This is a genomic window from Frigoribacterium faeni (assembly GCF_011761235.1).
Taxonomy (GTDB): Bacteria; Actinomycetota; Actinomycetes; order Actinomycetales; family Microbacteriaceae; genus Frigoribacterium; species Frigoribacterium faeni_A.
Genome location: NZ_JAAOYW010000002.1, coordinates 267,022 through 287,556 on the forward strand (window position 1 = coordinate 267,022; position 20,535 = coordinate 287,556).

Sequence of the window (20,535 nt, forward strand, 5' to 3'; positions counted from 1 at the left end):
GCGGCGGTCCGCCAGACTGGTCGGGTGACCGCTCCTCACGACGCCGCCCGGATCCGTCCCCTGCCGTACGACCACCCGCACGTGCAGCAGCTCGTCGAGGGGCTGCAGCAGCTCTACGTCGAGCTGTACGGCGGGCGCGACGAGAGCCCGATCGACCGGGCCGAGTTCGAGCTGCCGCGCGGCACGTTCGCCGTGGCCTACGACGCGTCCGACGAGCCGGTGGCGATGGGCGCCTGGCGCCTGCTGCCCGACGGACGGGCCGAGCTCAAGCGCATGTTCGTGCGGCCCGAGCGACGCGGTCGCGGGCTGTCGAGGCTCGTGCTCGACTGGCTCGAGCGGTCCGCCCGCGACGCGGGCGTCGCCGAGATGGTCATCGAGACGAACACCGTGCACGCCGAGGCGATCCGGCTCTACGAGTCGGTCGGCTACGCGCCGATCCCCGCGTACGGCCACTACGCCGACGAGCCCGAGACGGTGTCGCTCGGGCGGTCGCTCGGGCCCGCCGACTGAGGCGGGGCGCCCGAGCGTCCGAGGCCGGGCGCCCCGCCGTCCGAGACGGGGCGCCCGAGCGACCGTCCTGCCGCTAGAGCGTCGCCAGCGCCGCGTTCAGCGTGGCGGACGGCCGCATCACGGCCTCCGTCGCGGCGGCGTCGGGGTGGTAGTACCCGCCGATCTCGACCGCGGTGCCCTGCGGCGCGATCAGCTCGGCGACGATCGCCTCCTCCTGGTCGCCCAGGCTGGCCGCGAGCGACGCGAACGAAGCGGCCAGCTCGGCGTCCTCGGTCTGGGCCGCCAGCTCGTCGGCCCAGTACTTCGCGAGGAAGAAGTGGCTGCCGCGGTTGTCGATCGAGCCGAGCTTGCGCCCGGGCGACTTGTCCTGGTCGAGGAACGTGCCGGTCGCCCGGTCGAGCGTGTCGGCCAGCACCTGGGCGCGGGCGTTGCCCGTCGTGGTGGCGAGGTGCTCGAAGCTGACCGCGAGAGCGAGGAACTCGCCGAGGCTGTCCCAGCGCAGGTAGTCCTGCTCGACGAGCTGCTGCACGTGCTTCGGGGCCGAGCCGCCGGCACCGGTCTCGAACAGGCCGCCGCCGTTGATCAGGGGCACGACCGAGAGCATCTTGGCCGAGGTGCCGAGCTCCATGATCGGGAACAGGTCGGTCAGGTAGTCGCGCAGCACGTTGCCGGTGACCGAGATGGTGTCCTCGCCGCGGCGGATGCGCTCGAGCGAGAACGCCATGGCGTCCACCGGCGAGAGGATCTCGATCTGCAGGCCGTCGGTGTCGTGCTCGGCGAGGTAGCCGCGGACGAGGCCGATGAGGGTCGCGTCGTGGGCGCGGGTCTCGTCGAGCCAGAAGACGGCGGGCGTGCCGGTGGCCCGGGCGCGCGTCACGGCGAGCTTCACCCAGTCGCGGATCGGGACGTCCTTCGTCTGGCAGGCGCGCCAGACGTCGCCGGCCGCGACCTCGTGCTCGAGCAGCACGTCGCCCGCCTGGTCGACGACGCGGACGGTGCCGGCGGCCGGGATCTCGAAGGTCTTGTCGTGCGAGCCGTACTCCTCGGCGGCCTGGGCCATGAGGCCGACGTTCGGCACCGAGCCCATGGTCGCGGGGTCGAAGGCGCCGTTCGCGCGGCAGTCGTCGAGCACGGCCTGGTAGATGCCGGCGTAGCTCGAGTCGGGGATCACCGCGAGGGTGTCGTGCTCCTCGCCGTCGGGACCCCACATGTGGCCCGACGTGCGGATCATCGCGGGCATCGAGGCGTCGACGATGACGTCCGACGGCACGTGCAGGTTCGTGGTGCCCTTGTCGGAGTCGACCATGGCCAGGTCGGGGCCGTCGGCGATGCCCTGGTCGAACGCGGCCCGGATCTCGTCGCCGTTCGGCAGCGCGGCGAGCCCCTGCAGGATGCCGTTCAGCCCGTTCGCCGGGTCGAGCCCGGCGGCGCGGAGGTCGTCGCCGTACTGCTCGAACACGCGCGGGAAGAACGCCCGGATGACGTGCCCGAACAGGATCGGGTCGCTGATCTTCATCATCGTGGCCTTGAGGTGCACCGAGAACAGCACGCCCTCCTGCTCGGCGCGCGCGATCTGCGCGGCCAGGAACTCGTGCAGGGCGGCGACGCGCAGCACCGTGGCGTCCACGACCTCGCCGGCGAGCACCGGGATCGACTCGCGCAGCACGGTCGTCGCCCCGTCGACGCCCACGTGCTCGATGCGCAGCACGTCGTCGGCCGGGACGACGACGGTCTTCTCGTTCGAACGGAAGTCGTCGACGCCCATGGTCGCCACGTTCGTCCGCGAGTCGGCCGTCCAGGCGCCCATGCGGTGCGGGTGCTTCCGGGCGTAGTTCTTCACCGACAGCGGCGCACGTCGGTCGCTGTTGCCCTCGCGCAGCACCGGGTTCACGGCGCTGCCCTTGACCTTGTCGTAGCGTGCCTTGACGTCGCGCTCCTCGTCGGTGGCGGGCGAGTCCGGGTAGTCGGGCAGGTCGTAGCCCTGCCCCTGCAGCTCCTTCACCGCGGCCTTGAGCTGCGGCATCGAGGCCGAGATGTTCGGCAGCTTGATGATGTTGGCCTCGGGCGTCTTCGCCAGGGCCCCCAGCTCGGCGAGCGCGTCGCCCTGGCGCTGCTCGTCGGTGAGCCGCTCCGGGAACTGGCTGACGATGCGTCCGGCGAGCGAGATGTCGCGGGTCTCGACGTCGACCCCCGCGGTGCGGGCGTACGCCTGGACGATGGGCAGGAACGAGTAGGTCGCCAGCATCGGCGCCTCGTCGGTGAGCGTGTAGATGATCGTGGCCATGCGGCAGGTGCTCCTCTGGTGTCGCGCGTGCGTGCGGTCGCCCCCACGGTACTCGGCAGGGGTCTCTCGACATCAAGATACATGCCGCCGTCGGCGGCTCCCTGAAGGAGGCGCGGGTCGGCTCAGCGACCGGGCGACGGCTCCACGACACGGGCCGTCACCGACACGACGACCTCGTCGTCCGCCGAGTCGGAGGCGTGCCCCGCGTGGTCCCGCAGCACCTCGGCCGCCCGCGCGAGCGTCTCGGGCGTCGGCAGCGCCGCGTCCGTCGCCACGGAGGCGGTCACGCTCAGCACGCGGCCCGAGCGCTCGACCTCGACGAGGCCGTGCCGCCGCCGGCCGTCGACGGCGCCGGCCACGGCCCGCACGGCGGCGACGACCGGCCGCGCGTCGAGGACGTCGACGACCCCCTCGACGGCGCGCAGCGCCTCCGTCAGCTCCCGGGCCAGGTCGACGAACTCGCCCCGACGCCCCCGGCCTCGCCCTCGTGCGTCCGTCATCGTCGCCTCCGTTCCGCCAGCCACACGTCGTCCACGAGCACGTGCACGGCGGCGACCGTGAGCTGGGTGTGCCGGTCGAGGGCCGAGACGACGGCCGCCCGCAGGGCCTGCGCGACGTCGCGCGCGGGCAGCCCGTACCTCGTCGTGACGCGGAGCGTCACCTCGATCGGCGCGCCCGGCTCCGACACGTCGCCCTCGAGCTCGCTCGACCGGACGAGCACCCCGTCCACGAGGTCGCCGACCTGCCTCAGCAGGCCGCGCACCGCGGCCTCCGTGACGGCGAGCCGGACGCCGGGGTCGGGGTGGCGCAGCGGGATGTCGCGACCGCTGACGACCTCGGCCTTGATCGAGGCCACCAGTCCCGCGATCCACCGGTCGTCCCGTGCGGGCAGGCGGGCGGCCTCGTCCTCGAGCACCGCGAGCGACAGGCCCCTGACCTGCTCGAGGGCGCGCAGGGCGAGGCGGCAGGCGGCGCTCGACTCGATCGCCGGGTCGCGGGGCATGCGGCCGCGGTCGAGGTACGCCTCGAGGTCGTCGAGCGTGCGGCCGTCCACCAGCTCGTCGGGGGCCACGAGCGGGTCGAGGCCGTCGGGCGCGTCGTCGTGACCGCTCATCGCCAGGCCTCCATCTCGTGGAGCAGGAACGTGCGTGCCCGGGCGATCCGACCGCGCACCGTCGACACGGGCAGCTGCAGCGCGTCGGCGATCTCGCCGTACGACCAGCCGCCCGTCTCCCGCAACAGCCAACACCGTCTCTGGTCGAGGGGGAGCTTGTCGAGGGCCGTCCACATGGCGTCCATCTGCAGCCGCGACTCGACCACGCGGTCGGGAGCCGCCGCCCGCGAGGCAGGGGCGTCGTGCGCGTCGATGTCGTCGTGGTCGCGCCGGACCCGCAGCCGGTCGATGCTCTTGTTGCTGACGATCCGCATGAGCCACGGCCGCAGGCGGGCCGGGTCCTCGAGGTCGCCGAGACGGCGCCACGCCGTCAGGAAGGCGTCCTGCACGACGTCGTCGGACTCGAGGTCGTTGCCGAGCAGCCGCGCCGCGTAGACCCGCATCAGCGGCCCGTGCCGACGGGCGACGGCCTCGAAGGCCTGGACGTCGCCGTCCCGGGCGCGGACGGCGAGGGTGTCGTCCGAGGCGTCGACCAGCACGTCGGCGCCGGGGTCGGGGACGGCGGGGAGGGAGGCGGAGGGACCAGGGACGTCGGGTCCGGGACCCGCCTCGGTGCCTGTGTCCGAGATGACGTCCTCCTCCGGCTCTCTCCGTGCCGCGGTCGCGACCCCCGCACGAGGATGCCACCCCGGGCGGCCCCGCCGTCCACCTCTGGCCGCTCCCCGAGTCGCGCCGATCTGTGACGATCCCCGTCCGGGGCCCGTCCCAGAGGTGCACGGGTCCCTGAGGGACGGACCCGGGCGACGGCACGAGAGGACCCGAATGACCACGACGAGCACCGGAGCCGTCACCCCGGCGGGCCCCGGGTCCGCCGACCCGGCGACGCCCCGCCCCTTCCGCCGTTCCGAGCAGGGGGGCCACGACGTCCGGGAGGCGGCGGCCCGTCTCGAGGAGCTCTACGGCGGTCGGCGGTTCCGCCTCCGGCCCGGGGTCGAGCCGTTCCGCTGGCGCTACGCGTCGGCGGGCGACGACCGACTGAGCCTCCGCACGGCGACCGTGACCGGCCACCTCGAGGGCGACGTGCCCTGGTCGTCCGAGTACGTGATGTCGTGGTTCCGCCACGGCCGGGGCACCCTGGCGACCCGGGGCAGCTCGTTCACGACCATCGACGGCGAGCCGTTCCTGCTGCCGGCCGAGGCGTCGTTCTCCTTCACGCTCACGCCGCACCGCAACTCCCTCGTGCACGTCTCCGCCGAGTTCCTCGAGCAGGTCGCGACCGAGCGCCACGGCGGGCCGGCTCAGCGGGTGCTGTTCGCCCGGGCGCCCGAGCTGCCGGCCGAGGCCCTGGCCGCCTGGCGCCGCCGGGTGTCCGGCGCCACCGCGGCCGTCGTCGACGACGTCCCGCCGCTCGTCAGGCTCGAGGGCCAGCTGACCTTCGCCCGGGCCATGCTCGACCTCTTCCCGTGGCGTGCGGTCGACGTGCCCCGCAGCATCCGCACGCCGCGCACCGCCCGCCTCCGCGAGGCCGCCGAGTACGTGCACGCCTTCGCCGACCAGGCCATCACCTCGGCCGACATCGCCGACGCCGTCGGCATGCACACCCGCACGCTGCAGCAGGCCATGAACACCCACCTCGGCATGACCCCGACGAGCTACCTGCGGCAGGTCAGGCTCGACCGCGCCCAGCAGGAGCTCCGCGAGGCGTCGCCGGGCGAGGTGCTCGTGTCGGACGTGGCGCGGCGCTGGGGGTTCGGCAACCTCGGCCGGTTCGCGGCGGCGTACCGGGCGCGCTTCGGCGAGCACCCGCGCGACACCCTGGCCGGCTGAGGCGCGCACCTCGACCAGCCGGCCGTGGGCCGGCCGTGTCGTCGGCCGGCCCCTAGGCCGGCCGTGTCATCAGCCGGCCCTAGGCCGGAAAGCGAGCACCGCCTCCTCGGTTCCTGAGAGCAGTCTGAACGACCGTGACGTCGAGGGCACTCGGTGCGCCTGACTGTATGAGTCCCACACCGGGGCCCCGGACGACCGACCGGTCGTCGAACCCGACTCACGAACTGAGGAGAAGCACATGAGCACCGTCGCCCCCACCACCTCGACCACCTCGGCCGCCACGCAGACCACCGACGCCGGCGGCAAGAACACGATCGCCGACGGCGTCGTCTCGAAGGTCGCCGGCATCGCGGCCCGCCAGGTGCCCGGCGTGCACGACCTCGGCAACGGCGCGGCCCGTGCCATCGGCGCGATCCGCAACGCCATCAACCAGCAGGACCGCGGCCAGGGCGTCTCCGTCGAGGTCGGCGAGAAGCAGGTCGCCGCCGACATCGTCATCGTCGCCGAGTACCCCGTCGACCTCCAGCAGGTCGCCGACGACGTCCGCTCCTCCGTCACCGACGCGATCTCGCAGGTCGTGGGCATGGAGGTCACCGAGGTCAACGTCACCGTCTCCGACGTGTACATCCCCTCCGAGGACGACAACGACTCCGCCGACGACAGCCGCGTCAAGTGACCGCGACCACCAAGGGCATGCTCGTCGGCGCGGTCCTCGCGCTGACGGCCCTGCAGTTCGGCTTCGGGGGTCTCCTCCTGGTCGCCCTCGCACTGGTGATCGGCTACTTCGTCGGTCGCTTCACCGAGGGCAAGCTGGACGTCCGCGGTGTCGCGGACGCCCTCCGCGGGCGGCGGTCCTCGTGACCGCGGCGGTGACGGCCGACCAGGCCTCCCACGGCCGCACCGTGATCACGTCGCGCGCCGTGCGCCGTGTGGTGTCGGCCGTCACCGCGGAGGCACTGGACGCCAAGGCGTCCGACGTGTCCGTGGAGCTGACCGACCGCGACGGCGGGCTCACCCTCGTCGCCAAGGCACCCGTGCGGATCACCCCGCTCGGCCTGCCCGACCGGTCGACGGGCACCCTGCTGGACCGGCTCACGTCGGCCCAGTCCACCATCCGGCAGCGCGTCCTGCAGCTGACCGGCACCGAAGTCGAACGCGTCGACCTGCAGATCACCGGCGCCGAGCTCAGCCAGAGGAGGCGGGTTTCATGAGCACCAGCACCACCTACCGCCGCATCCTCCGTCGCGAGACGCACTCGTCGAGGTCGGGCATCGCCGTGACCCTCGCCGTGCTGCTCGTGCTGGTGTTCGCGTGGATCGGCACGGAGTCCGTGCTCGCCGCCGTGGGCACCGCCCCGCTGCTCGTGGCCCCGGCGGACGCCGCCTCGGCCGTGCTCGGCGCAGCCGGCGCCCCCGTCGGCACGCTCACCGCGATCGGTATCGTCGTCGCGATCGTCGGCCTCGTCCTGATCGTCGTCTCGCTGGCTCCCGGTCGCCGTGGCCGCCGAGCCGCCGGCGCCGACCGCACCGCCGCCGTGGTCGACGACCGCGTCATCGCCCGGTCGCTCGCCCGCACGGCCAGCTTCGCCGGCGACGTCCACCCGGACCGGGTGAGCGTCAGCGTCGGCAAGAAGGTCGCCCTCGTCGAGATCGACCCGGTCTCGGGCCGCACCGCCGACCTCCGCAGCATCGAGGAGGCGGTCCGCGACGAGATCTCGGGCTACGACTACACGCCGGCGCTCCGGCCGCGCGTGAAGCTGTCCACCAAGAAGGGGAAGGTCGGCCGATGAACGACACCAACCGCGGTCTCAACCGCCTCCTGGTCTTCGTCGTCGGGCTCGTGCTGCTCCTCGCCGGCGCAGCCGTGGCCGTGGGCGCCCTGTGGCCCGACGTGCAGCAGACGGTCTCGGACGGCGCGTCCGACGCGACCGGCCAGGTCACGGACGCCCTCTCGGGCAGCCAGGTCTGGATCCTCTGGGTCACGGCCGTCGTCTGCCTCGTGCTGATCGTCCTGCTGATCGCGTTCATCGTCCGTCAGGGCGGCGGCCGCACCAGCACGCTGCTCGACCTCTCGGAGGCGGACGACAGCCACTCGCCGACCGGCGGCCACGTCGTCATCGACGCCAAGGTCGCGGCGAACGTCCTCGAGGAGGCGCTGTCGAACACCCCCGGCGTCGTCTCCGCCGACGTCGTCGCGTTCCGGATCAAGGGCGAGAACGTGCTCCGCGTGACCGTGGACGCCCGTCGCGGCGCCTCCCCGGTCGACCTGCGCCGCGCCGTCGACGAGGCGGTCTCCCGCTGGGACGACCTGCTCGGCACGGTGACCCCCGTGGTCGTGCAGATCAACGGCGGCCTGCGCACGCAGATGTCGTCGGCCACCCGGCTCGACTGACCCGGCTCCACACCGCACCACCCGGACGGCCCTCGCTCTCGACCGAGGGCGGGGGCCGTCCGCGTCCCGACCCCGGGACGACCGCGTCCCCTCGACGCCCGAGCGTCGCCTCCGGCGCTCCCCCGACTCCGCACCCTCCAGGAAGGACGGCCCATCGTGACCGACTCCGCACACCACGTCACCCCCATCGCCCTCGACGACGCCGGCCCGGCCGAGGCCGAGACGCCCGAGCAGGCCCTGCACCGCATGATCGCCGTGACCACCCTCGGCACCACGGGCGTGCACGGCCTCGGCACCACCGCCGACCGCGTCGCCGGCGCGCTCCGCACGGCCGTGGGCGCCACCTCCACCCCCGGCATCCGCACCAGCACGACCGACGCCGGCCTCCTCGTCGAGATCTCCGTCGTCGCCGAGTACCCGGCGACGGTGACCGCGGTCGCCGACCACGTCCGCACCGCCGTGCGCCACGCCGTCGGCCAGGTCGGCGACGAGGTCGTCACGGTCGACGTGGCCGTCACCGACGTCCACGGCCCCTTCGACGAGGCCGACGAGGCCCGCCGCAAGGCGGCCGCCGAGAAGCGCAAGGCCGCCCTCGACGACGCCCGCGACTCGGCGAAGGCGAAGGCCGGGCAGGTCCGCGACACCGTCGCCGACCGCGCCGGCCAGGTCGGCGACGCGCTGAAGGACGGCGCCGACCGCGCCTCCGACACGCTCCAGGAGAAGGCCGCGCAGGTCGCCGACACGGCGGCCGAGGTGCGCGACGCCGCCTCCGACAAGGCCGACGAGGTCGGCGAGCAGGCCCGCCGCAAGGCCGGAGAGCTGGGCGACCAGGCCCGCGACCTCCGCGACGAGGCCGGCCGCCGCGGCGACGACGCGGCCGCGAGCGCAGGAGGCGCGGCGTCCGACGCGAAGGACGCCGCCGGCGACCTGCTCGACGCCGCCCGCACCCGGGCCGCCGACGCGCTGGACTCGCTGTCCGACGCGTCCGACCGGGCCGGCGACGACCGCGACCGGTCCGCCGACGCGACCACCGCCTCCTCCGCCGACACCGCCTCCTCGGCCGGCACCGCCGACGAGTCGGTCACGGACGTGCCCGACGGCACGACCGTGACGGTCACCGTCGAGGACGGCGACACGAGCGTCGTCGTCGACACGCCGGACGACCGCCGCACCGACGGCGACCAGGGCACCTCCGCCCGCTGACCCGCACCACCACCCACCACCGCGAGAGGCGACGACGATGTTCCGACGCACGACGATGTCCACCCGATGCGCCCGGCCCCGTGCCGTCTGGGCCGCGCTCGTCACCTCGGTAGTGCTGTGCCTGCTGATCGTGGGCGGCGTGTTCTTGCCCGTGCTCGGGCTGATCGGGGCGGCCGACGGCGGCACGGCGGGGGCGCTCGACGTCCCCGTCGGGTCGATCGCCGCGGCCGCCGCGATCGGCTACCTGCTGGCGCTGGTGCTGCTGGCGCTGATCCTCGTCGTGCGCAACGGCCCGCTCGCCTGGGTGCTCGGCGTGGCCGCCGTCGTCTCGACGCTGCTCGTGTCGCTCTGGCCGCTCGTCGCGACCGCGCTGGCGGGCGTCGACCAGGCGCGCGACGTGTGGCCGTTCATCCAGGAGCTGCTGCAGCGCTTCAGCTGAGCCGCGCTGCTCCGCTCTGCTCTGCTGCTCACTCCGCCGAGGGCGGGTCTTCCGGCTCGAGGGCGGGTCGTCCGCGACCCGCCCTCGGCCCGGAACACCCGCCCTCGACCGCGTGGAGCGCCCGACCGGTCGGCTAGGGCAGCAGCTCGCCGAGCAGGCGCTCGACCCGCCCGCGGATGTCGTCCCGGATCGGGCGCACCGCCTCCAGGTCCTGCCCGGCGGGGTCGGCGAGTTCCCAGTCCTCGTAGCGCTTGCCGGGGAAGATCGGGCACACGTCGCCGCAGCCCATCGTCACGACCGCGTCCGAGGCGTGCACCTGCTCGGTCGTCATGAGCTGGGGCACGGCGGCCGAGATGTCGATGCCGACCTCGGCCATGGCCTGCACGGCGACGGGGTTGATGCTGTCGCCCGGCTCGGAGCCGCCCGACCGAACCTCGACCGCCCCGCCGGACAGCGAGCGCATGAAGCCGGCGGCCATCTGCGACCTCCCGGCGTTGTGGACGCAGACGAACAGGACGACGGGCTTCGGGGTCATGTCGACATCCTGCCGGAGGCGTCCGTCCTGAAGCTGAGGGCGGGTCTTCCGGCTCGAGGGCGGGTCGGCGTCGACCCGCCCTCGGCCCGGAAGACCCGCCCTCGACCCGTCTCGGCGAGCGGGGGCGCGACGCTCAGGCCGAGCCGAGCAGCACGCCGAGCAGGCCCGCGCCGACGGCGAGCACGAGCACGCCGAGCCCGTAGAGCAGCCCCGGCCCCCGTCGCCCCTCTGCGAGCAGGCGGACGGTCTCGACGCTCGCCGTGCTGAACGTCGTGTACCCGCCCATCAGCCCGCCGCCCAGCACCAGCAGCCACCCGGGGGCCAGAGCCGAGGAGGCGGCGAGCCCGGTGAGCAGGCCGAGCACGAACGAGCCCCCCACGTTGATGACCGCCGTGGCGAGCGGCACCCGTGTCGGCACCGCCGCGCGGACGGTGCCGTCGACGACGAGCCGCAGCGCGGCGCCGACGCCGCCGGCCGCCGCCACCGCGACGAAGAGCCAGGGCGCGATCACGAGCGCTCCCCCGGACGATCGTCCCGGGCACCGTCCCGGGTGCCGCGCCGGGCCCCGCGCCGGGCGGCCGCGGCGCCGAGCGCGATGCCGCCCGCCGCGGCGAGCGCACCGATGACGACCGACCCCAGCGCGTACGCGGCGGCCGTGCCGGGGTGCCCGTCGAGCAGCAGCCCCGTGTCGACGGCGAGCGCGCTGTAGGTGGTGAAGCCGCCGAGCACGCCCGTGCCGACGAAGAGCCGCAGGTCGCGTCGGCGACCGCGGTCGGGCCCCCGCCGCAGCAGCGACTCGAGCAGCAGGCCGAGCACGAACGACCCGGCGACGTTGATGACCGCGATCGTGACGGGAAGCGTGCCGGGAGCGGCGGGCAGGGACAGGGCCAGGGCCTCTCGGGCCCCGGTGCCGATCGTGCCGCCCAGGGCGACGAGGCCGAGCGACCGCCAGCGCAGGTGCACCGGCCGGGCCGCCGCCTCCTCGGGGTCGACGCCGGGCGCGGGTGTCGTCACGGGCGCCTCCTCGGGGTCGGCGCCCCCAGTCGGGGGCACCGTCGAGAGTCAAGCACGTCGACCGCCCCCGGTCCGGCTCCGGTCGATGCCATGATGCGCGGATGGATCCCCTCACCGACGACATGGCCCGGGCGCTCGCCCGGCTCGCCGACGTGCTGCCCCGGTGCGGCCCCGAGCTGTGGGCGAGCCTCGGCGGGCCGGTCGGCGAGGACGACCTCGAGGCCCTCCGGGACGCCGCCGCCCCGTTCGTGCTGCCGGCCGAGCTCGTGCTGCTGCTCCGCACCCACGACGGGCAGCCCGAGCGGCAGGGCACCCGGCTGCCCTGGTGGCCCTCGATCGACATGGGTCCGCTGCTCCCCGCACGGATCATGGCGGAGGGGCAGCTGCAGCTTCGCGAGTTCGTCGAGCCGTGGCAGTGGAGCCGGGCGTGGCTGTCGATCTCGCACGAGGGCTGGTGGCAGTCCGTGCTCGACCTGTCCTCCCCGCAGGGCGGCGTCGTCGTCGACGCGAGCTGGCCCGACCTGCCCCGGGTGGTGGCCCCCTCGCTCGTCCACGTCGTGGACGCGGTGAGCACCCTGGCCGAGGCCGGTCTGCTCGACGAGCACGAGCAGGACGTTCCCCTCGGCCCCGATCGGGACGCGCTGCTCGCCGAGCTGTGGGCCGACGCCTGGGCGCACAGCCCGTACCCTCCGCGCACCGAGATCGACCCGGGCACCTGGCCCGCCGCCTGGGGCGGGCCGCACCCGCTGTTCTGAGAGCGCACGAGGGCCCCGGGTCGACGACGACCCGGGGCCCTGCGGCGAGCGGTGGGCGGTCGCCCTAGAGCTCGATCTTCTCGTTCTCGGCGTCGAGCGCGTCGCCGGTCACCTTCGACTTGACGAACGACAGGGCCGAGGCGACCTTGCCGCCGGGGCTGTCCCAGTACTCGGCGCTGTGGGCCGTGAACTTGACGAGGCCGACCGTCGGGTCGCTCGGTCCCTCGGGGAACCACGCCTCGACACGGCTGTTCCACAGCTGCTCGAGCTTGGCGTGGTCATCGACGACGGCCGCGGTGCCGGCGAGCGAGACCCACGAGTCGCGGGCGCTGAGGGTGACCCCGACGGTGTCCTTGCGGCTCAGGTGCGCGACGGCCGTCGAGCCGAGGCCGACGATGAACCAGAGGTCGCCGTCGAACTCGGCCTCCTGCAGGGTCATCGGGTGCCCGACGAGGGCGCCGTCCTCGTCGATGGTGGTCAGCATCGCGAAGTCGAAGTCGCCGAGCAGCTTCGCGAGCTTGGCGACGTCGTCGTGATGGGTGGTGCTGGTGTTGTCGGCCACGAGTGGCTCCTTCCGTCCGTCGGCCTGGGCCGACACGAGTCGAGCGGGGGTGGTGCTGCGCCCACCCTGCTCCCCCGGTGCCGCCGGATGCACGGCTCCCGACGCGGGACCTCGCAGACCGTTCCCAGCACAAGGCGTGTCCCACGGCCGACGGGGGCGCGACGTACGCTGGTCCGTGCACGTCCCCCCGGCGCGAAGGACTCCCATGCGACACGACGGTCACCCCGACGACCTGCCTGCCGACCAGCCCGAGGGCGGGCCGGCCACCGGCCCCGTCGAGGAGGCGCGCGAGACCGGGCAGGACGCCCCGACGACCGATGGCACAGCTCCCGAGGAGGCGCCCCCCGCCTCCTCGCTGGACGCCTGGTCCGAAGAGCGGCACCGCGAGCTCGAGCTGTACCTCGAGCACGACCGCGAGGTCGAGGCGCTGCGTCGGCGCGAGCGCGAGACCGCCGAGCGGGAGCGCCGCGAGCGCGCCGCCCGCCTGCGCGAGGCCGAGCTGCCGCCCGAGCTGCGCGACGCGGACGACGACGACTGGGTGCCGGGCCGGCGACGCCGCCTCGTGATGGGCACGTCGCGGGTTGTCGCCGCGATCGCCCTGGTGGCGGTGCTGGCGCTGGCCGTCACCGCCGTGTTCTAGGCGACCCGCGCCTCCTCGGTTCTAGGCGACCCGCGCCTCCTCGGGGCTGCCGCCCGCGCGGGCTGCGCCCGCCGAACGGACTCGGACACCGCCGAGTGGACGGAACACCGCGAAAGTGGGCGGTGTCTCGTCCACTCGGCGGTGTCAGCCGACCTCGGCGTCGTAGCGGGCCCGGGCGCGCTCGACGTCGGGCAGTGCCCCGCTGGTCCAGCGCAGCAGGGCGTCGACCAGCTCGTTCAGCGAGTCGCCGATCGGGGCGATGCGGTACTCGACGGCGACCGGCCTCGTCTGCAGGACGACGCGCTCGATCATCCCGTTGCGCTCGAGTCGGCGCAGCGTCGCCGTCAGCGACTTCTGGCCGACCGCCGGCACGGCGCGACGCAGCTCGTTGAAGCGGAGCGGCCGCCCGCAGAGCTGGTCGAGCACCTGCAGCGACCACTTGTCGAGCAGCTCGTCGAGCAGCTCGCGGTGCGGGGCGTCGACGGCGAGCAGCTCGGGGCCGACGTCGTGGGGAGGGCGGGCGGCGGTGTCGTCCATGGCACCTAGTCTCGTTGAAGTCGCTCTCGTGCACCAGGTAGACAGAGGGAACCACGACGATCCCCCGTCGTGCCCTGACGAGAGGACCCCCGTGACCGTCCAGACCCTGAGCCCCGAGGGCATGTTCCAGCCCGTGCCGTACGACCACGTGTCGATCGCGACCGGCTCCCGCCACGTGCACGTGGCGGGCCAGATCGCGCGCGACGGCGAGGGCCGGCGCCTGTCCCCCGGCGACCTCGCCCAGCAGGTCGCCGCGGTGCTCCGCAACGCGCACCGGGGCCTCACGGCGGCGGGCGCCGGCTACGGCGACGTCGTCCGCCTGCGGTTCTTCGTCACCGGGTCGACGCCCGAGATGTTCGGCGACTTCATGGCGGGCATCGAGCTGGTGGCCGACGAGCTCGACCTGCCGACGCCCCTGCCGCCGGTGTCGGTGATCGGCGTCGACTTCCTCTTCGAGCCCGACGTGCTCGTCGAGCTCGAGGCGTACGCCGTCCTCGACTGAGACGGAGGCGGATGCGGAGGGGCGGATCGTCGGGTCCTGGCTCGCGCCGGGCCCGTGCGCGAGGATCGAGCCACGCCCATGGCCCGGAAGGCAGGACCCGTGATCGACCGCCCCGCACTCGCCGACTTCCTCCGCCGACGGCGCACGTCGCTGCAGCCCGAGGACGTCGGCCTCACCCGCGGCGCCCGTCGCCGGACGGCCGGGCTGCGCCGTGAGGAGGTCGCCGCCCTCTGCCACATGTCCGCCGACTACTGGGCCCGCCTCGAGCGAGGAACGGGCCCGCACCCCTCCGAGCAGATGCTGTCGAGCATCGCCCAGGGCCTGCACCTCACGCTCGACGAGCGCGACCACGTGTTCCGGCTCGCCGGGCACCGGCCGCCCGTGCGGGGCTCCGACGGCGAGCACGTCGCGCCGGGCCTGCTGCGGGTGCTCGACCGCCTCGTCGACACCCCCGCCGAGATCGTCACCGAGCTCGGCGAGACGCTGCGGCAGAGCCCGCTGGGAACGGCCCTGCTGGGCGACGCGTCCCGACGCCGCGGCCCGGCGCGCAGCCTCGGCTACCGCTGGTTCACCGACGAGGAGGCGCGGGCCGCGTACCCGGAGGACGAGCAGCACCAGCTCTCGCGGCTCTACGCCTCGGGCCTGCGCGAGCTCGTCGCCCTTCGCGGCCCCGGCTCGCGCGCCGCCGGCCTGGTCGACCTGCTGATCGACGACGAGCGGTTCCGCCGCGTGTGGGAGGCCCACGAGGTGGGCCTGCGACCGCCCGACGTGAAGCGGTTCCGGCACCCGGTCGTCGGCGCGCTCGAGCTGTCGTGCCAGACGCTCGTCGACCCCGACCAGTCGCACCGGCTGCTCGTGTACACGGCCGCGCCGGGCAGCGCGAGCCACGACGCGTTGCAGCTGCTCGCGGTCGTCGGCGGCGGGCAGTTCGCCACGTCGTAGGGCAGCGGTGCGGGCCCGGGCCTGCGCGGACAGTGCCCGCGCGCCGGTGCGCTCGGCGCCCGCCTGTCCGCTCGGTGCCCACCCACCTGTGCGGACAGCGCCCGACGAGGAGCGTCGAGCCGTGGATCGACAGGCCCTGGATGCGGTCCGCGACCGGTCGCAGCATGGGACCACCACCTCCTCGGGTGGCCCTGACACGAAGGAGCACCCCATGCCTCGCACATCCGACGCCGACCTGCCCGACCTGACCGGCCAGCTGGCCGTCGTCACCGGCGCGAGCGACGGCATCGGCCACGTCGTCGCGACCCGGCTCGCCCGGGCCGGTGCCGAGGTCGTCATGCCCGTCCGGTCGGCCGAGAAGGGCGAGCGCGCGGCGCAGCGCATCCGCGACGCGGTGCCGGGCGCCGTGGTCGGCACGCGGCCGCTCGACCTGTCGTCGCTGGCCTCGGTCGCGGCCCTGGTCGACGGGCTCGGCGCTGAGGGGCGGCCCGTCCACCTGCTCGTGAACAACGCGGGGGTGATGCGGCCCGCTCAGCGGCAGGAGACCGTGGACGGCTTCGAGCTGCAGATGGGCACGAACCACCTCGGGCACGCGGCCCTGACGCTGGGGCTGCTGCCGCTCCTCCGGGCGGGTCGTGCCCGGGTCGTGCACCAGACCAGCGTGGCCGCCCGCCGGGGCCGAATCGACTGGGACGACCTCGACGCCCGCCGGTCGTACGACGTCATGGCCGCCTACTCGGCGTCGAAGATCGCGGTGGGGCTGTTCGCCCGCGAGCTCGACCGGCGCAGCCGCGAGGCAGGGTGGGGCGTCAGCAGCACGCTCGCGCACCCCGGCGTCTCGCCGACCAACCTGTTGGCGGCGCAGCCCGGCATGGGGCGTCCCGGCGTCTCGCCCGAGCGGAGGGTCATCGGGGTGCTGTCCCGCCTCGGCGTGGTCGGGACCGTCGAGAGCGCGGCCCTGCCCGCCCTCGCCGCCGCCCGGCCCGACACGGCCGGCGACGAGTTCTGGGGCCCGCGCCGCACGCTCGGCGGCCCGCCCGCGCGGCAGCAGTTCTGGGAGCCGCTGCGGGACACGACGGAGGCGCGGCGCCTGTGGGACGTGTCGGAGCAGCTGACCGGGGTGCGCGCCGAGGGCTGAGCCCCGACCGCGGACGGGGCACGGGCCTGGGCCCTGTGGCCGACGCCTGCGGCCTGTGACGGTAGCGGTGGCGGTGGCGGTGGCGGTGGCGGGGCCGCCTACTCGCCGATCTCGTCGTCGTCCTGGGCCGAGAGGTAGAGCCGGTGGCTCGTGATGACGAGCGAGAGCCAGCCGGTGCCGGTGACCCAGCCGACGGCGACGTCCGTGAACCAGTGGGCGCCGAGCAGCACCCGCGAGAGGCCGACGGTCACCGCGGTGGCCGCGGCGCCGCCGATGACGGCCACCTGCGGCCCGTTCTTCTCCTGGCGCAGCGCGACGAGGTAGGCGAGGATCCCGATGATCGTGGTCGTGTTCAGCGTGTGCCCCGACGGGAACGACGGCGACTTCTCGTAGGGCGGGATGGCCTCGTGGCGGGGCGGGCGGTTCCGCGCGATGAGCCTCTTGCCGACGAGCGTCATGACGAGCGACCCCGCGCTGGCCGCGACGATCACCGTGACGGGGTTCGCCCGGCGGTCGCGCACGCCGAACGCCACGGCCGCGCCGACCGTGAGCAGCGGCATCGCGACCGGGCCGAAGGCGTGGGCGATCGTCGCGGCGGCCCGGTTGACGGCGGGCGAGCGCAGCGACTTGGCCTTCTCGAGCGCCGGGCGGTCGAGGCTCCCGATGCCGTCGCGGCCGGTGACGCCGTCGTAGATCCACGCGGCGCCCGCCGTCGCGGCGACGACGACGCTGCCCCCGACGGCGAGCGTGGCGACGAGGGCCCGTCGCGCGCCGACGCGCTTGGCGACCTCGCGGTGCTGCGACGCGAGCCGCTGCCCCGCGGGCGTGCGCCACTCGGTGAGGTCGCGCCGGCCGATGCGCCGGTCGGCACGGCCGGGCGGGACGGAGCGACCGGCGCCCCTCCGCGAGCTCGTCACGCCGGCAGGATCAGAGGTGCGGGTCATGCGACCAGTCTGGCCCTCGGCTGCGTGCCGTTCACAGCGGGACGCCCTCGTCGCCCCGATCCTGCTGCGCCCAGTCGTCGTACCCGACGACGCCGCGGAAGTCCGGGGCACCGTCCGTCCCCGCCGGCAGCAGGGTGCCGTCCTCGTACCGGGGCCACTGCAGCGTCCGCTGCCCCGGACGTGCGTACGCCTCTGCGGGCGGCCGGAACCCCGCCGAGGAGGCGCCCGTCCCGTTGACGGGACCGGGCACGCCCGTCGTCCACCCGCCTCCTCGCTGTGCCGTCCACGACGCCGTCGGTGGGACGGGGCCCGCCCCGGTCGGCTGAACCGCGCCCGGCCCGGTCACCGGCGGCGGCGCGCCCGCCCCCGACCCGGCGCGCGGCGTCGACCCGGCGAAGAGCTGGTACCCGAGCGGCACGAGCACGGTGCCCAGGGCGTCGAGCACCGCGACGACGCCGACCGCGCGCCAGTACGACTCGTCGACGTCGGACCACGAGAACAGCACCGGCAGGGTGAGCAGGACGGCCAGCGTGCCGACGAGCACGAGCGTCACCGTCGTGACGACCGACATGACGCGGTACTGCAGGCGGGCCCCGATGATGAGTACGAGGTGCACGTGCAGAAGTGCGATCCGTGCGATGACGGCGAGGAGCACCCACCCGAGGAACCCGTCGAAGGGCGACCACTCCGCGTAGCCGTACGAGTCGTACGACACCGGCGGCGGGGCCCAGATCTTGAGCATGCCCGCGACGAACAGGTAGACGGACACGGCGAAGCTCACCAGGGCGAAGACCGAGCTGCGTCGGGACGACACGTCGGCGTCGTACCAGGAGAAGAGCGCGAAGGCGGTGAAGAGCACGGCGGTGCCGATGAGGCGCCACGAGGTCTCGCCGAACTGCGCCGTGGCGATCGACACGATCGCGACGACGGCGGCCACCACGAGCGAGACGATCACCACCCGGAGCATGATCGGCCTGACGCGGCCGAACGGGAACGTGGTCGGCATGGGCGGGTCTCCTCGAGATCGGGGCCGGTGGTCACCTCGACACTGGCACGCGCCTCCGCTCCGCCACAGTCCCCCGAGCGGGACCTGGGGACTACGGGCCCCGAGTTCAGCCCTGGGGAGGGGCCTTCGCGATCGCCGGCGTCTCCGAGGTACGGCATCATGGCCGCATGACCGCTCTCACCGGGATCGACGTCGCCACCGAGCTGCGCCAGGTCACCGCCCACTGGACGCCTCGGGTCGTCGGCCGCGTCAACGACCAGTACGTCAAGGTCGCGAAGCTGCTCGGCGAGCTCGTCTGGCACGCCCACGACGCCGAGGACGAGATGTTCCTCGTGGTGTCGGGCCGGCTCCGGATCCAGCTGCCCGACGACCAGGAGGTCGTGCTGACCCCGGGTCAGTTCCACGTCGTCCCGCGGGGCGTGCAGCACAACCCGGTCGCCGACGAGGAGGTGGAGATCGTCCTGATCGAGACGGTCACCACCGCGCACACGGGCGACGTCGTCGTCGAGGGCACCGTGCCCGTCGAGCGCCAGGTCGGCACCTTCCGCTGACCCGGACGCCGCGCTGACCTCGACGTCGCGGCCGGCATCGGCGCGCGACCCCATCGACCAGGAGCCCCCGCCGTGCCTGCGCCCCGCCCCGACCACTCGTCCCCGTCGGCCGTCCCGCCCCGCGGCGAGCGCCAGGCGAGCCTCGATCACGAGCGCCTGACCGGCGTCGCCCCGCCCCAGCGGAAGAGGGAGCAGCTCACGCCGCGTCAGCGGACCGCCCGACGCGTCGTGTCCGTGGTCACGCTCGTCGTCCTGGTCGGCAGCGGGGTCCTCTTCGGCCTGGTCCCGTTCGCGTCGAGCGTGCACGACAGCACGCACCGGACCACCCTCACGTGCGACGTCCAGAGCGCCCGGGGGTCCGAGCGCTCCGGCCACCGGCCCCGGCGCGGCGCGAGCTCGTGGGACCGGGCGGTCGTCGTCGAGACCCGCGACTGCGGCCAGCTCGTGCTGCGCGGCGTGGACTCCGACGACTACCTCGACGTGGCCGCCGACATCGACGCACGCCCCGGCGAGTACCGCATCGAGGTGGGCGAGAGCGAATGGGCACTGAGGGGCCTCTGGCGCTTCTTCAGGAGCTCCCCCGGGATCGCGTCCTACGAACGCGTGGAGTGACCTCGCCGCCGCCCTGCTGGCGGGTCGTCACGACGACGTGAGTCCCTGCGGATGTGGACGGCGCTCCAGGCGGCATGGGCGCGCCCGGCTCGGAGCCGTGACGATCCCCTCCTAGGATCACTCAGTGCACACCGGATACCGCGACTTCCTGCTGGCCCTGTGGATCTTCCTGCTCGTCGCCGCGCTCGTCTCGTTCGGGCTCGGCATCTATCTGCTCTCGCAGGCGAGCACGGGCCCCGACGGCTTCCCGACCGGATCGCAGCTCACGACGGCCAGCATCGCAGGCTCGGTGGGCATCCTCGCGCTGTCCGGCTGGTTCTCGACGCTCCTCGCGTGGATCACCGTCAAGGCGCTGTGGGGAACACCGAACCCTGGGGGCGTCAGCCGCTGAGGGCGGGTGGTCGGTCAGCCGTCCGAGTCTCGAGACTGCTCGCGGGCGATCCTGTTCGACTCCCTGACTCGGGACATGAGCGCGTGCTCCTCGGCCCGGAGCCTCATGAGGCGCAGGAAGTCGTCCAGCGCGTCGGACAGGTCCTCGTACGTGCGGATGCTGGTCGTCACGACGCTCGCGCGCTCGCTCGTGGAGAAGGACGTCCAGACACCGTCGCGGCATGTGAGGACGAGGGCGTTCATCTCGTTGCCGTGGTCGTCACCGATCACGTACCTGAACCGGTCGAGCCCCTCTGCCTCGATGGTGGCCACGGTGGCTTCGACTGTCGTCATGTCGCCCACGATACGGTCGACGTGACCCGTCGTGCGGGGCGCAGCTGGGCAGCAGGCTCGCCCACCTACGCTGCTGTCACCAATCGAAAGGCCTCTCATGGTGTTCGCGATCGTCCTCCTCGTCCTGGGTCTCGTCGGCGTCGTCGGCGGCGCGCTCATCATCCGGCGGCGTGAAGGCGGCAGCGCGCTGCCGGGCATCGTGATCGTCGTGCTGGGTGCGGTGGCGGCTGCTCTCGGCATCGCGCTCGTAACGTTCCCCGGGGTCCCCGCCTGACGCCTCGCCCGCCAGCGCCGAGCCGCGATGGG

General features: G+C 74.2%; 30 protein-coding genes. 18 read left to right on the forward strand and 12 right to left on the reverse strand.

The genetic code is table 11. The annotated features are described in order from the left end of the window. Nucleotides 1-24: 24 nt before the first annotated feature. A complete protein-coding gene (locus tag FHR78_RS07670; protein WP_208393034.1) occupies nucleotides 25-510 on the forward strand; it encodes a GNAT family N-acetyltransferase in 486 nt (161 codons plus the stop codon). Nucleotides 511-583: 73 nt separating this feature from the next. Here the strand turns inward: FHR78_RS07670 and FHR78_RS07675 are convergent, their stop codons facing one another. From FHR78_RS07675 to FHR78_RS07690, 4 genes are all read right to left on the reverse strand, one after another. After that, a complete protein-coding gene (locus FHR78_RS07675; RefSeq protein ID WP_166759943.1) occupies nucleotides 584-2,794 on the reverse strand; it encodes an NADP-dependent isocitrate dehydrogenase in 2,211 nt (736 codons plus the stop codon). 122 nt (nucleotides 2,795-2,916) lie between these two features. After that, complete coding sequence (locus FHR78_RS07680; protein ID WP_166759944.1) at nucleotides 2,917-3,294, reverse strand: hypothetical protein; 378 nt, start codon at nucleotides 3,292-3,294, stop codon at nucleotides 2,917-2,919. Further along, nucleotides 3,291-3,908, reverse strand: a complete 618-nt coding sequence (locus FHR78_RS07685; protein WP_166759945.1) for an Asp23/Gls24 family envelope stress response protein — start codon at nucleotides 3,906-3,908, stop codon at nucleotides 3,291-3,293. The genes FHR78_RS07680 and FHR78_RS07685 overlap by 4 nt, the downstream gene beginning before the upstream one ends. Then, nucleotides 3,905-4,447 (reverse strand): sigma-70 family RNA polymerase sigma factor, encoded by a 543-nt coding sequence (locus tag FHR78_RS07690; protein ID WP_166759946.1) that lies wholly within the window; start codon nucleotides 4,445-4,447, stop codon nucleotides 3,905-3,907. Before FHR78_RS07690 ends, FHR78_RS07685 begins: the two co-directional genes overlap by 4 nt. Nucleotides 4,448-4,730: 283 nt before the next feature. On the opposite strand from FHR78_RS07690, the gene FHR78_RS07695 reads away from it, so the two are divergent. The 8 genes from FHR78_RS07695 (at nucleotide 4,731) to FHR78_RS07730 (ending at nucleotide 9,768) form a co-directional block, all read left to right on the forward strand. After that, nucleotides 4,731-5,735, forward strand: a complete 1,005-nt coding sequence (locus FHR78_RS07695) for a helix-turn-helix transcriptional regulator (protein WP_166759947.1) — start codon at nucleotides 4,731-4,733, stop codon at nucleotides 5,733-5,735. A 238-nt stretch (nucleotides 5,736-5,973) separates the two neighbouring features. Next, nucleotides 5,974-6,411, forward strand: coding sequence for an Asp23/Gls24 family envelope stress response protein (locus tag FHR78_RS07700; RefSeq protein WP_166759948.1), 438 nt, complete (start codon nucleotides 5,974-5,976; stop codon nucleotides 6,409-6,411). Continuing rightward, nucleotides 6,408-6,596, forward strand: coding sequence for a DUF2273 domain-containing protein (locus tag FHR78_RS07705; RefSeq protein ID WP_166759949.1), 189 nt, complete (start codon nucleotides 6,408-6,410; stop codon nucleotides 6,594-6,596). Before FHR78_RS07700 ends, FHR78_RS07705 begins: the two co-directional genes overlap by 4 nt. After that, nucleotides 6,593-6,946 (forward strand): hypothetical protein, encoded by a 354-nt coding sequence (locus FHR78_RS07710; RefSeq protein ID WP_166759950.1) that lies wholly within the window; start codon nucleotides 6,593-6,595, stop codon nucleotides 6,944-6,946. The genes FHR78_RS07705 and FHR78_RS07710 overlap by 4 nt, the downstream gene beginning before the upstream one ends. After that, the gene (locus FHR78_RS07715; RefSeq protein WP_166759951.1) at nucleotides 6,943-7,524 is read left to right on the forward strand and encodes a DUF6286 domain-containing protein; all 582 of its coding nucleotides are present in this window, start codon (nucleotides 6,943-6,945) and stop codon (nucleotides 7,522-7,524) included. Before FHR78_RS07710 ends, FHR78_RS07715 begins: the two co-directional genes overlap by 4 nt. Beyond that, nucleotides 7,521-8,126 carry a hypothetical protein gene (locus FHR78_RS07720; RefSeq protein WP_166759952.1) on the forward strand — a complete coding sequence of 202 codons (606 nt, stop codon included), beginning with the start codon at nucleotides 7,521-7,523 and terminating at the stop codon, nucleotides 8,124-8,126. Before FHR78_RS07715 ends, FHR78_RS07720 begins: the two co-directional genes overlap by 4 nt. 156 nt (nucleotides 8,127-8,282) lie before the next feature. Next, complete coding sequence (locus FHR78_RS07725) at nucleotides 8,283-9,329, forward strand: Asp23/Gls24 family envelope stress response protein (RefSeq protein ID WP_166759953.1); 1,047 nt, start codon at nucleotides 8,283-8,285, stop codon at nucleotides 9,327-9,329. Nucleotides 9,330-9,384: 55 nt separating this feature from the next. Beyond that, entirely contained in the window at nucleotides 9,385-9,768 is a 384-nt protein-coding gene (locus FHR78_RS07730; RefSeq protein WP_243862270.1) for a hypothetical protein, read from the forward strand. A gap of 133 nt (nucleotides 9,769-9,901) precedes the next feature. On the opposite strand, the gene FHR78_RS07735 is transcribed toward FHR78_RS07730, so the two are convergent. The 3 genes from FHR78_RS07735 to FHR78_RS07745 all read right to left on the reverse strand — a co-directional run bounded on the left by FHR78_RS07735 (nucleotide 9,902) and on the right by FHR78_RS07745 (nucleotide 11,317). Beyond that, a complete protein-coding gene (locus FHR78_RS07735) occupies nucleotides 9,902-10,303 on the reverse strand; it encodes an arsenate reductase ArsC (protein WP_166759955.1) in 402 nt (133 codons plus the stop codon). A gap of 133 nt (nucleotides 10,304-10,436) precedes the next feature. After that, entirely contained in the window at nucleotides 10,437-10,814 is a 378-nt protein-coding gene (locus tag FHR78_RS07740) for a fluoride efflux transporter FluC (RefSeq protein WP_432207145.1), read from the reverse strand. Further along, complete coding sequence (locus FHR78_RS07745; RefSeq protein ID WP_347878116.1) at nucleotides 10,811-11,317, reverse strand: fluoride efflux transporter FluC; 507 nt, start codon at nucleotides 11,315-11,317, stop codon at nucleotides 10,811-10,813. The genes FHR78_RS07740 and FHR78_RS07745 overlap by 4 nt, the downstream gene beginning before the upstream one ends. Nucleotides 11,318-11,418: 101 nt before the next feature. Here FHR78_RS07745 and FHR78_RS07750 point away from each other — a divergent pair, with 101 nt between their 5' ends. Further along, on the forward strand, nucleotides 11,419-12,072 hold the full coding sequence (locus FHR78_RS07750; RefSeq protein ID WP_166759956.1) for an SMI1/KNR4 family protein: 654 nt from the start codon (nucleotides 11,419-11,421) through the stop codon (nucleotides 12,070-12,072). A gap of 64 nt (nucleotides 12,073-12,136) precedes the next feature. Here FHR78_RS07750 and FHR78_RS15420 read toward each other — a convergent pair whose 3' ends face one another. Further along, nucleotides 12,137-12,634 (reverse strand): pyridoxamine 5'-phosphate oxidase family protein, encoded by a 498-nt coding sequence (locus FHR78_RS15420; protein ID WP_347878117.1) that lies wholly within the window; start codon nucleotides 12,632-12,634, stop codon nucleotides 12,137-12,139. 205 nt (nucleotides 12,635-12,839) lie between these two features. Between FHR78_RS15420 and FHR78_RS07760 the strand changes: the two genes are divergently transcribed. Beyond that, nucleotides 12,840-13,274, forward strand: coding sequence for a hypothetical protein (locus FHR78_RS07760; protein ID WP_166759958.1), 435 nt, complete (start codon nucleotides 12,840-12,842; stop codon nucleotides 13,272-13,274). 144 nt (nucleotides 13,275-13,418) lie between these two features. On the opposite strand, the gene FHR78_RS07765 is transcribed toward FHR78_RS07760, so the two are convergent. Next, the gene (locus tag FHR78_RS07765; protein ID WP_166759959.1) at nucleotides 13,419-13,811 is read right to left on the reverse strand and encodes a winged helix-turn-helix transcriptional regulator; all 393 of its coding nucleotides are present in this window, start codon (nucleotides 13,809-13,811) and stop codon (nucleotides 13,419-13,421) included. Between the two features lie 91 nt (nucleotides 13,812-13,902). Here FHR78_RS07765 and FHR78_RS07770 point away from each other — a divergent pair, with 91 nt between their 5' ends. The 3 genes from FHR78_RS07770 (at nucleotide 13,903) to FHR78_RS07780 (ending at nucleotide 16,393) form a co-directional block, all read left to right on the forward strand. Continuing rightward, on the forward strand, nucleotides 13,903-14,313 hold the full coding sequence (locus FHR78_RS07770; protein WP_166759960.1) for a Rid family hydrolase: 411 nt from the start codon (nucleotides 13,903-13,905) through the stop codon (nucleotides 14,311-14,313). A gap of 99 nt (nucleotides 14,314-14,412) precedes the next feature. Further along, entirely contained in the window at nucleotides 14,413-15,255 is an 843-nt protein-coding gene (locus FHR78_RS07775; protein WP_166759961.1) for a helix-turn-helix domain-containing protein, read from the forward strand. 211 nt (nucleotides 15,256-15,466) lie between these two features. Further along, complete coding sequence (locus FHR78_RS07780) at nucleotides 15,467-16,393, forward strand: SDR family oxidoreductase (RefSeq protein WP_166759962.1); 927 nt, start codon at nucleotides 15,467-15,469, stop codon at nucleotides 16,391-16,393. Nucleotides 16,394-16,491: 98 nt separating this feature from the next. Here the strand turns inward: FHR78_RS07780 and FHR78_RS07785 are convergent, their stop codons facing one another. Next, on the reverse strand, nucleotides 16,492-17,337 hold the full coding sequence (locus FHR78_RS07785) for a phosphatase PAP2 family protein (protein ID WP_166759963.1): 846 nt from the start codon (nucleotides 17,335-17,337) through the stop codon (nucleotides 16,492-16,494). A gap of 31 nt (nucleotides 17,338-17,368) precedes the next feature. Next, nucleotides 17,369-18,343: a hypothetical protein gene (locus FHR78_RS07790; protein ID WP_166759964.1), complete on the reverse strand. Its 975-nt coding sequence runs from the start codon at nucleotides 18,341-18,343 to the stop codon at nucleotides 17,369-17,371. A gap of 167 nt (nucleotides 18,344-18,510) precedes the next feature. Between FHR78_RS07790 and FHR78_RS07795 the strand changes: the two genes are divergently transcribed. From FHR78_RS07795 to FHR78_RS07805, 3 genes are all read left to right on the forward strand, one after another. Beyond that, nucleotides 18,511-18,894, forward strand: coding sequence for a cupin domain-containing protein (locus FHR78_RS07795; protein ID WP_166759965.1), 384 nt, complete (start codon nucleotides 18,511-18,513; stop codon nucleotides 18,892-18,894). Between the two features lie 72 nt (nucleotides 18,895-18,966). Continuing rightward, nucleotides 18,967-19,506 carry a hypothetical protein gene (locus FHR78_RS07800; RefSeq protein WP_166759966.1) on the forward strand — a complete coding sequence of 180 codons (540 nt, stop codon included), beginning with the start codon at nucleotides 18,967-18,969 and terminating at the stop codon, nucleotides 19,504-19,506. 124 nt (nucleotides 19,507-19,630) lie between these two features. After that, entirely contained in the window at nucleotides 19,631-19,897 is a 267-nt protein-coding gene (locus FHR78_RS07805; RefSeq protein ID WP_166759967.1) for a hypothetical protein, read from the forward strand. Between the two features lie 14 nt (nucleotides 19,898-19,911). Here the strand turns inward: FHR78_RS07805 and FHR78_RS07810 are convergent, their stop codons facing one another. Further along, nucleotides 19,912-20,229, reverse strand: coding sequence for an Imm59 family immunity protein (locus FHR78_RS07810; RefSeq protein WP_166759968.1), 318 nt, complete (start codon nucleotides 20,227-20,229; stop codon nucleotides 19,912-19,914). Between the two features lie 97 nt (nucleotides 20,230-20,326). On the opposite strand from FHR78_RS07810, the gene FHR78_RS07815 reads away from it, so the two are divergent. After that, on the forward strand, nucleotides 20,327-20,503 hold the full coding sequence (locus FHR78_RS07815; protein WP_166759969.1) for a hypothetical protein: 177 nt from the start codon (nucleotides 20,327-20,329) through the stop codon (nucleotides 20,501-20,503). The last annotated feature ends 32 nt before the right edge of the window (nucleotides 20,504-20,535 follow it).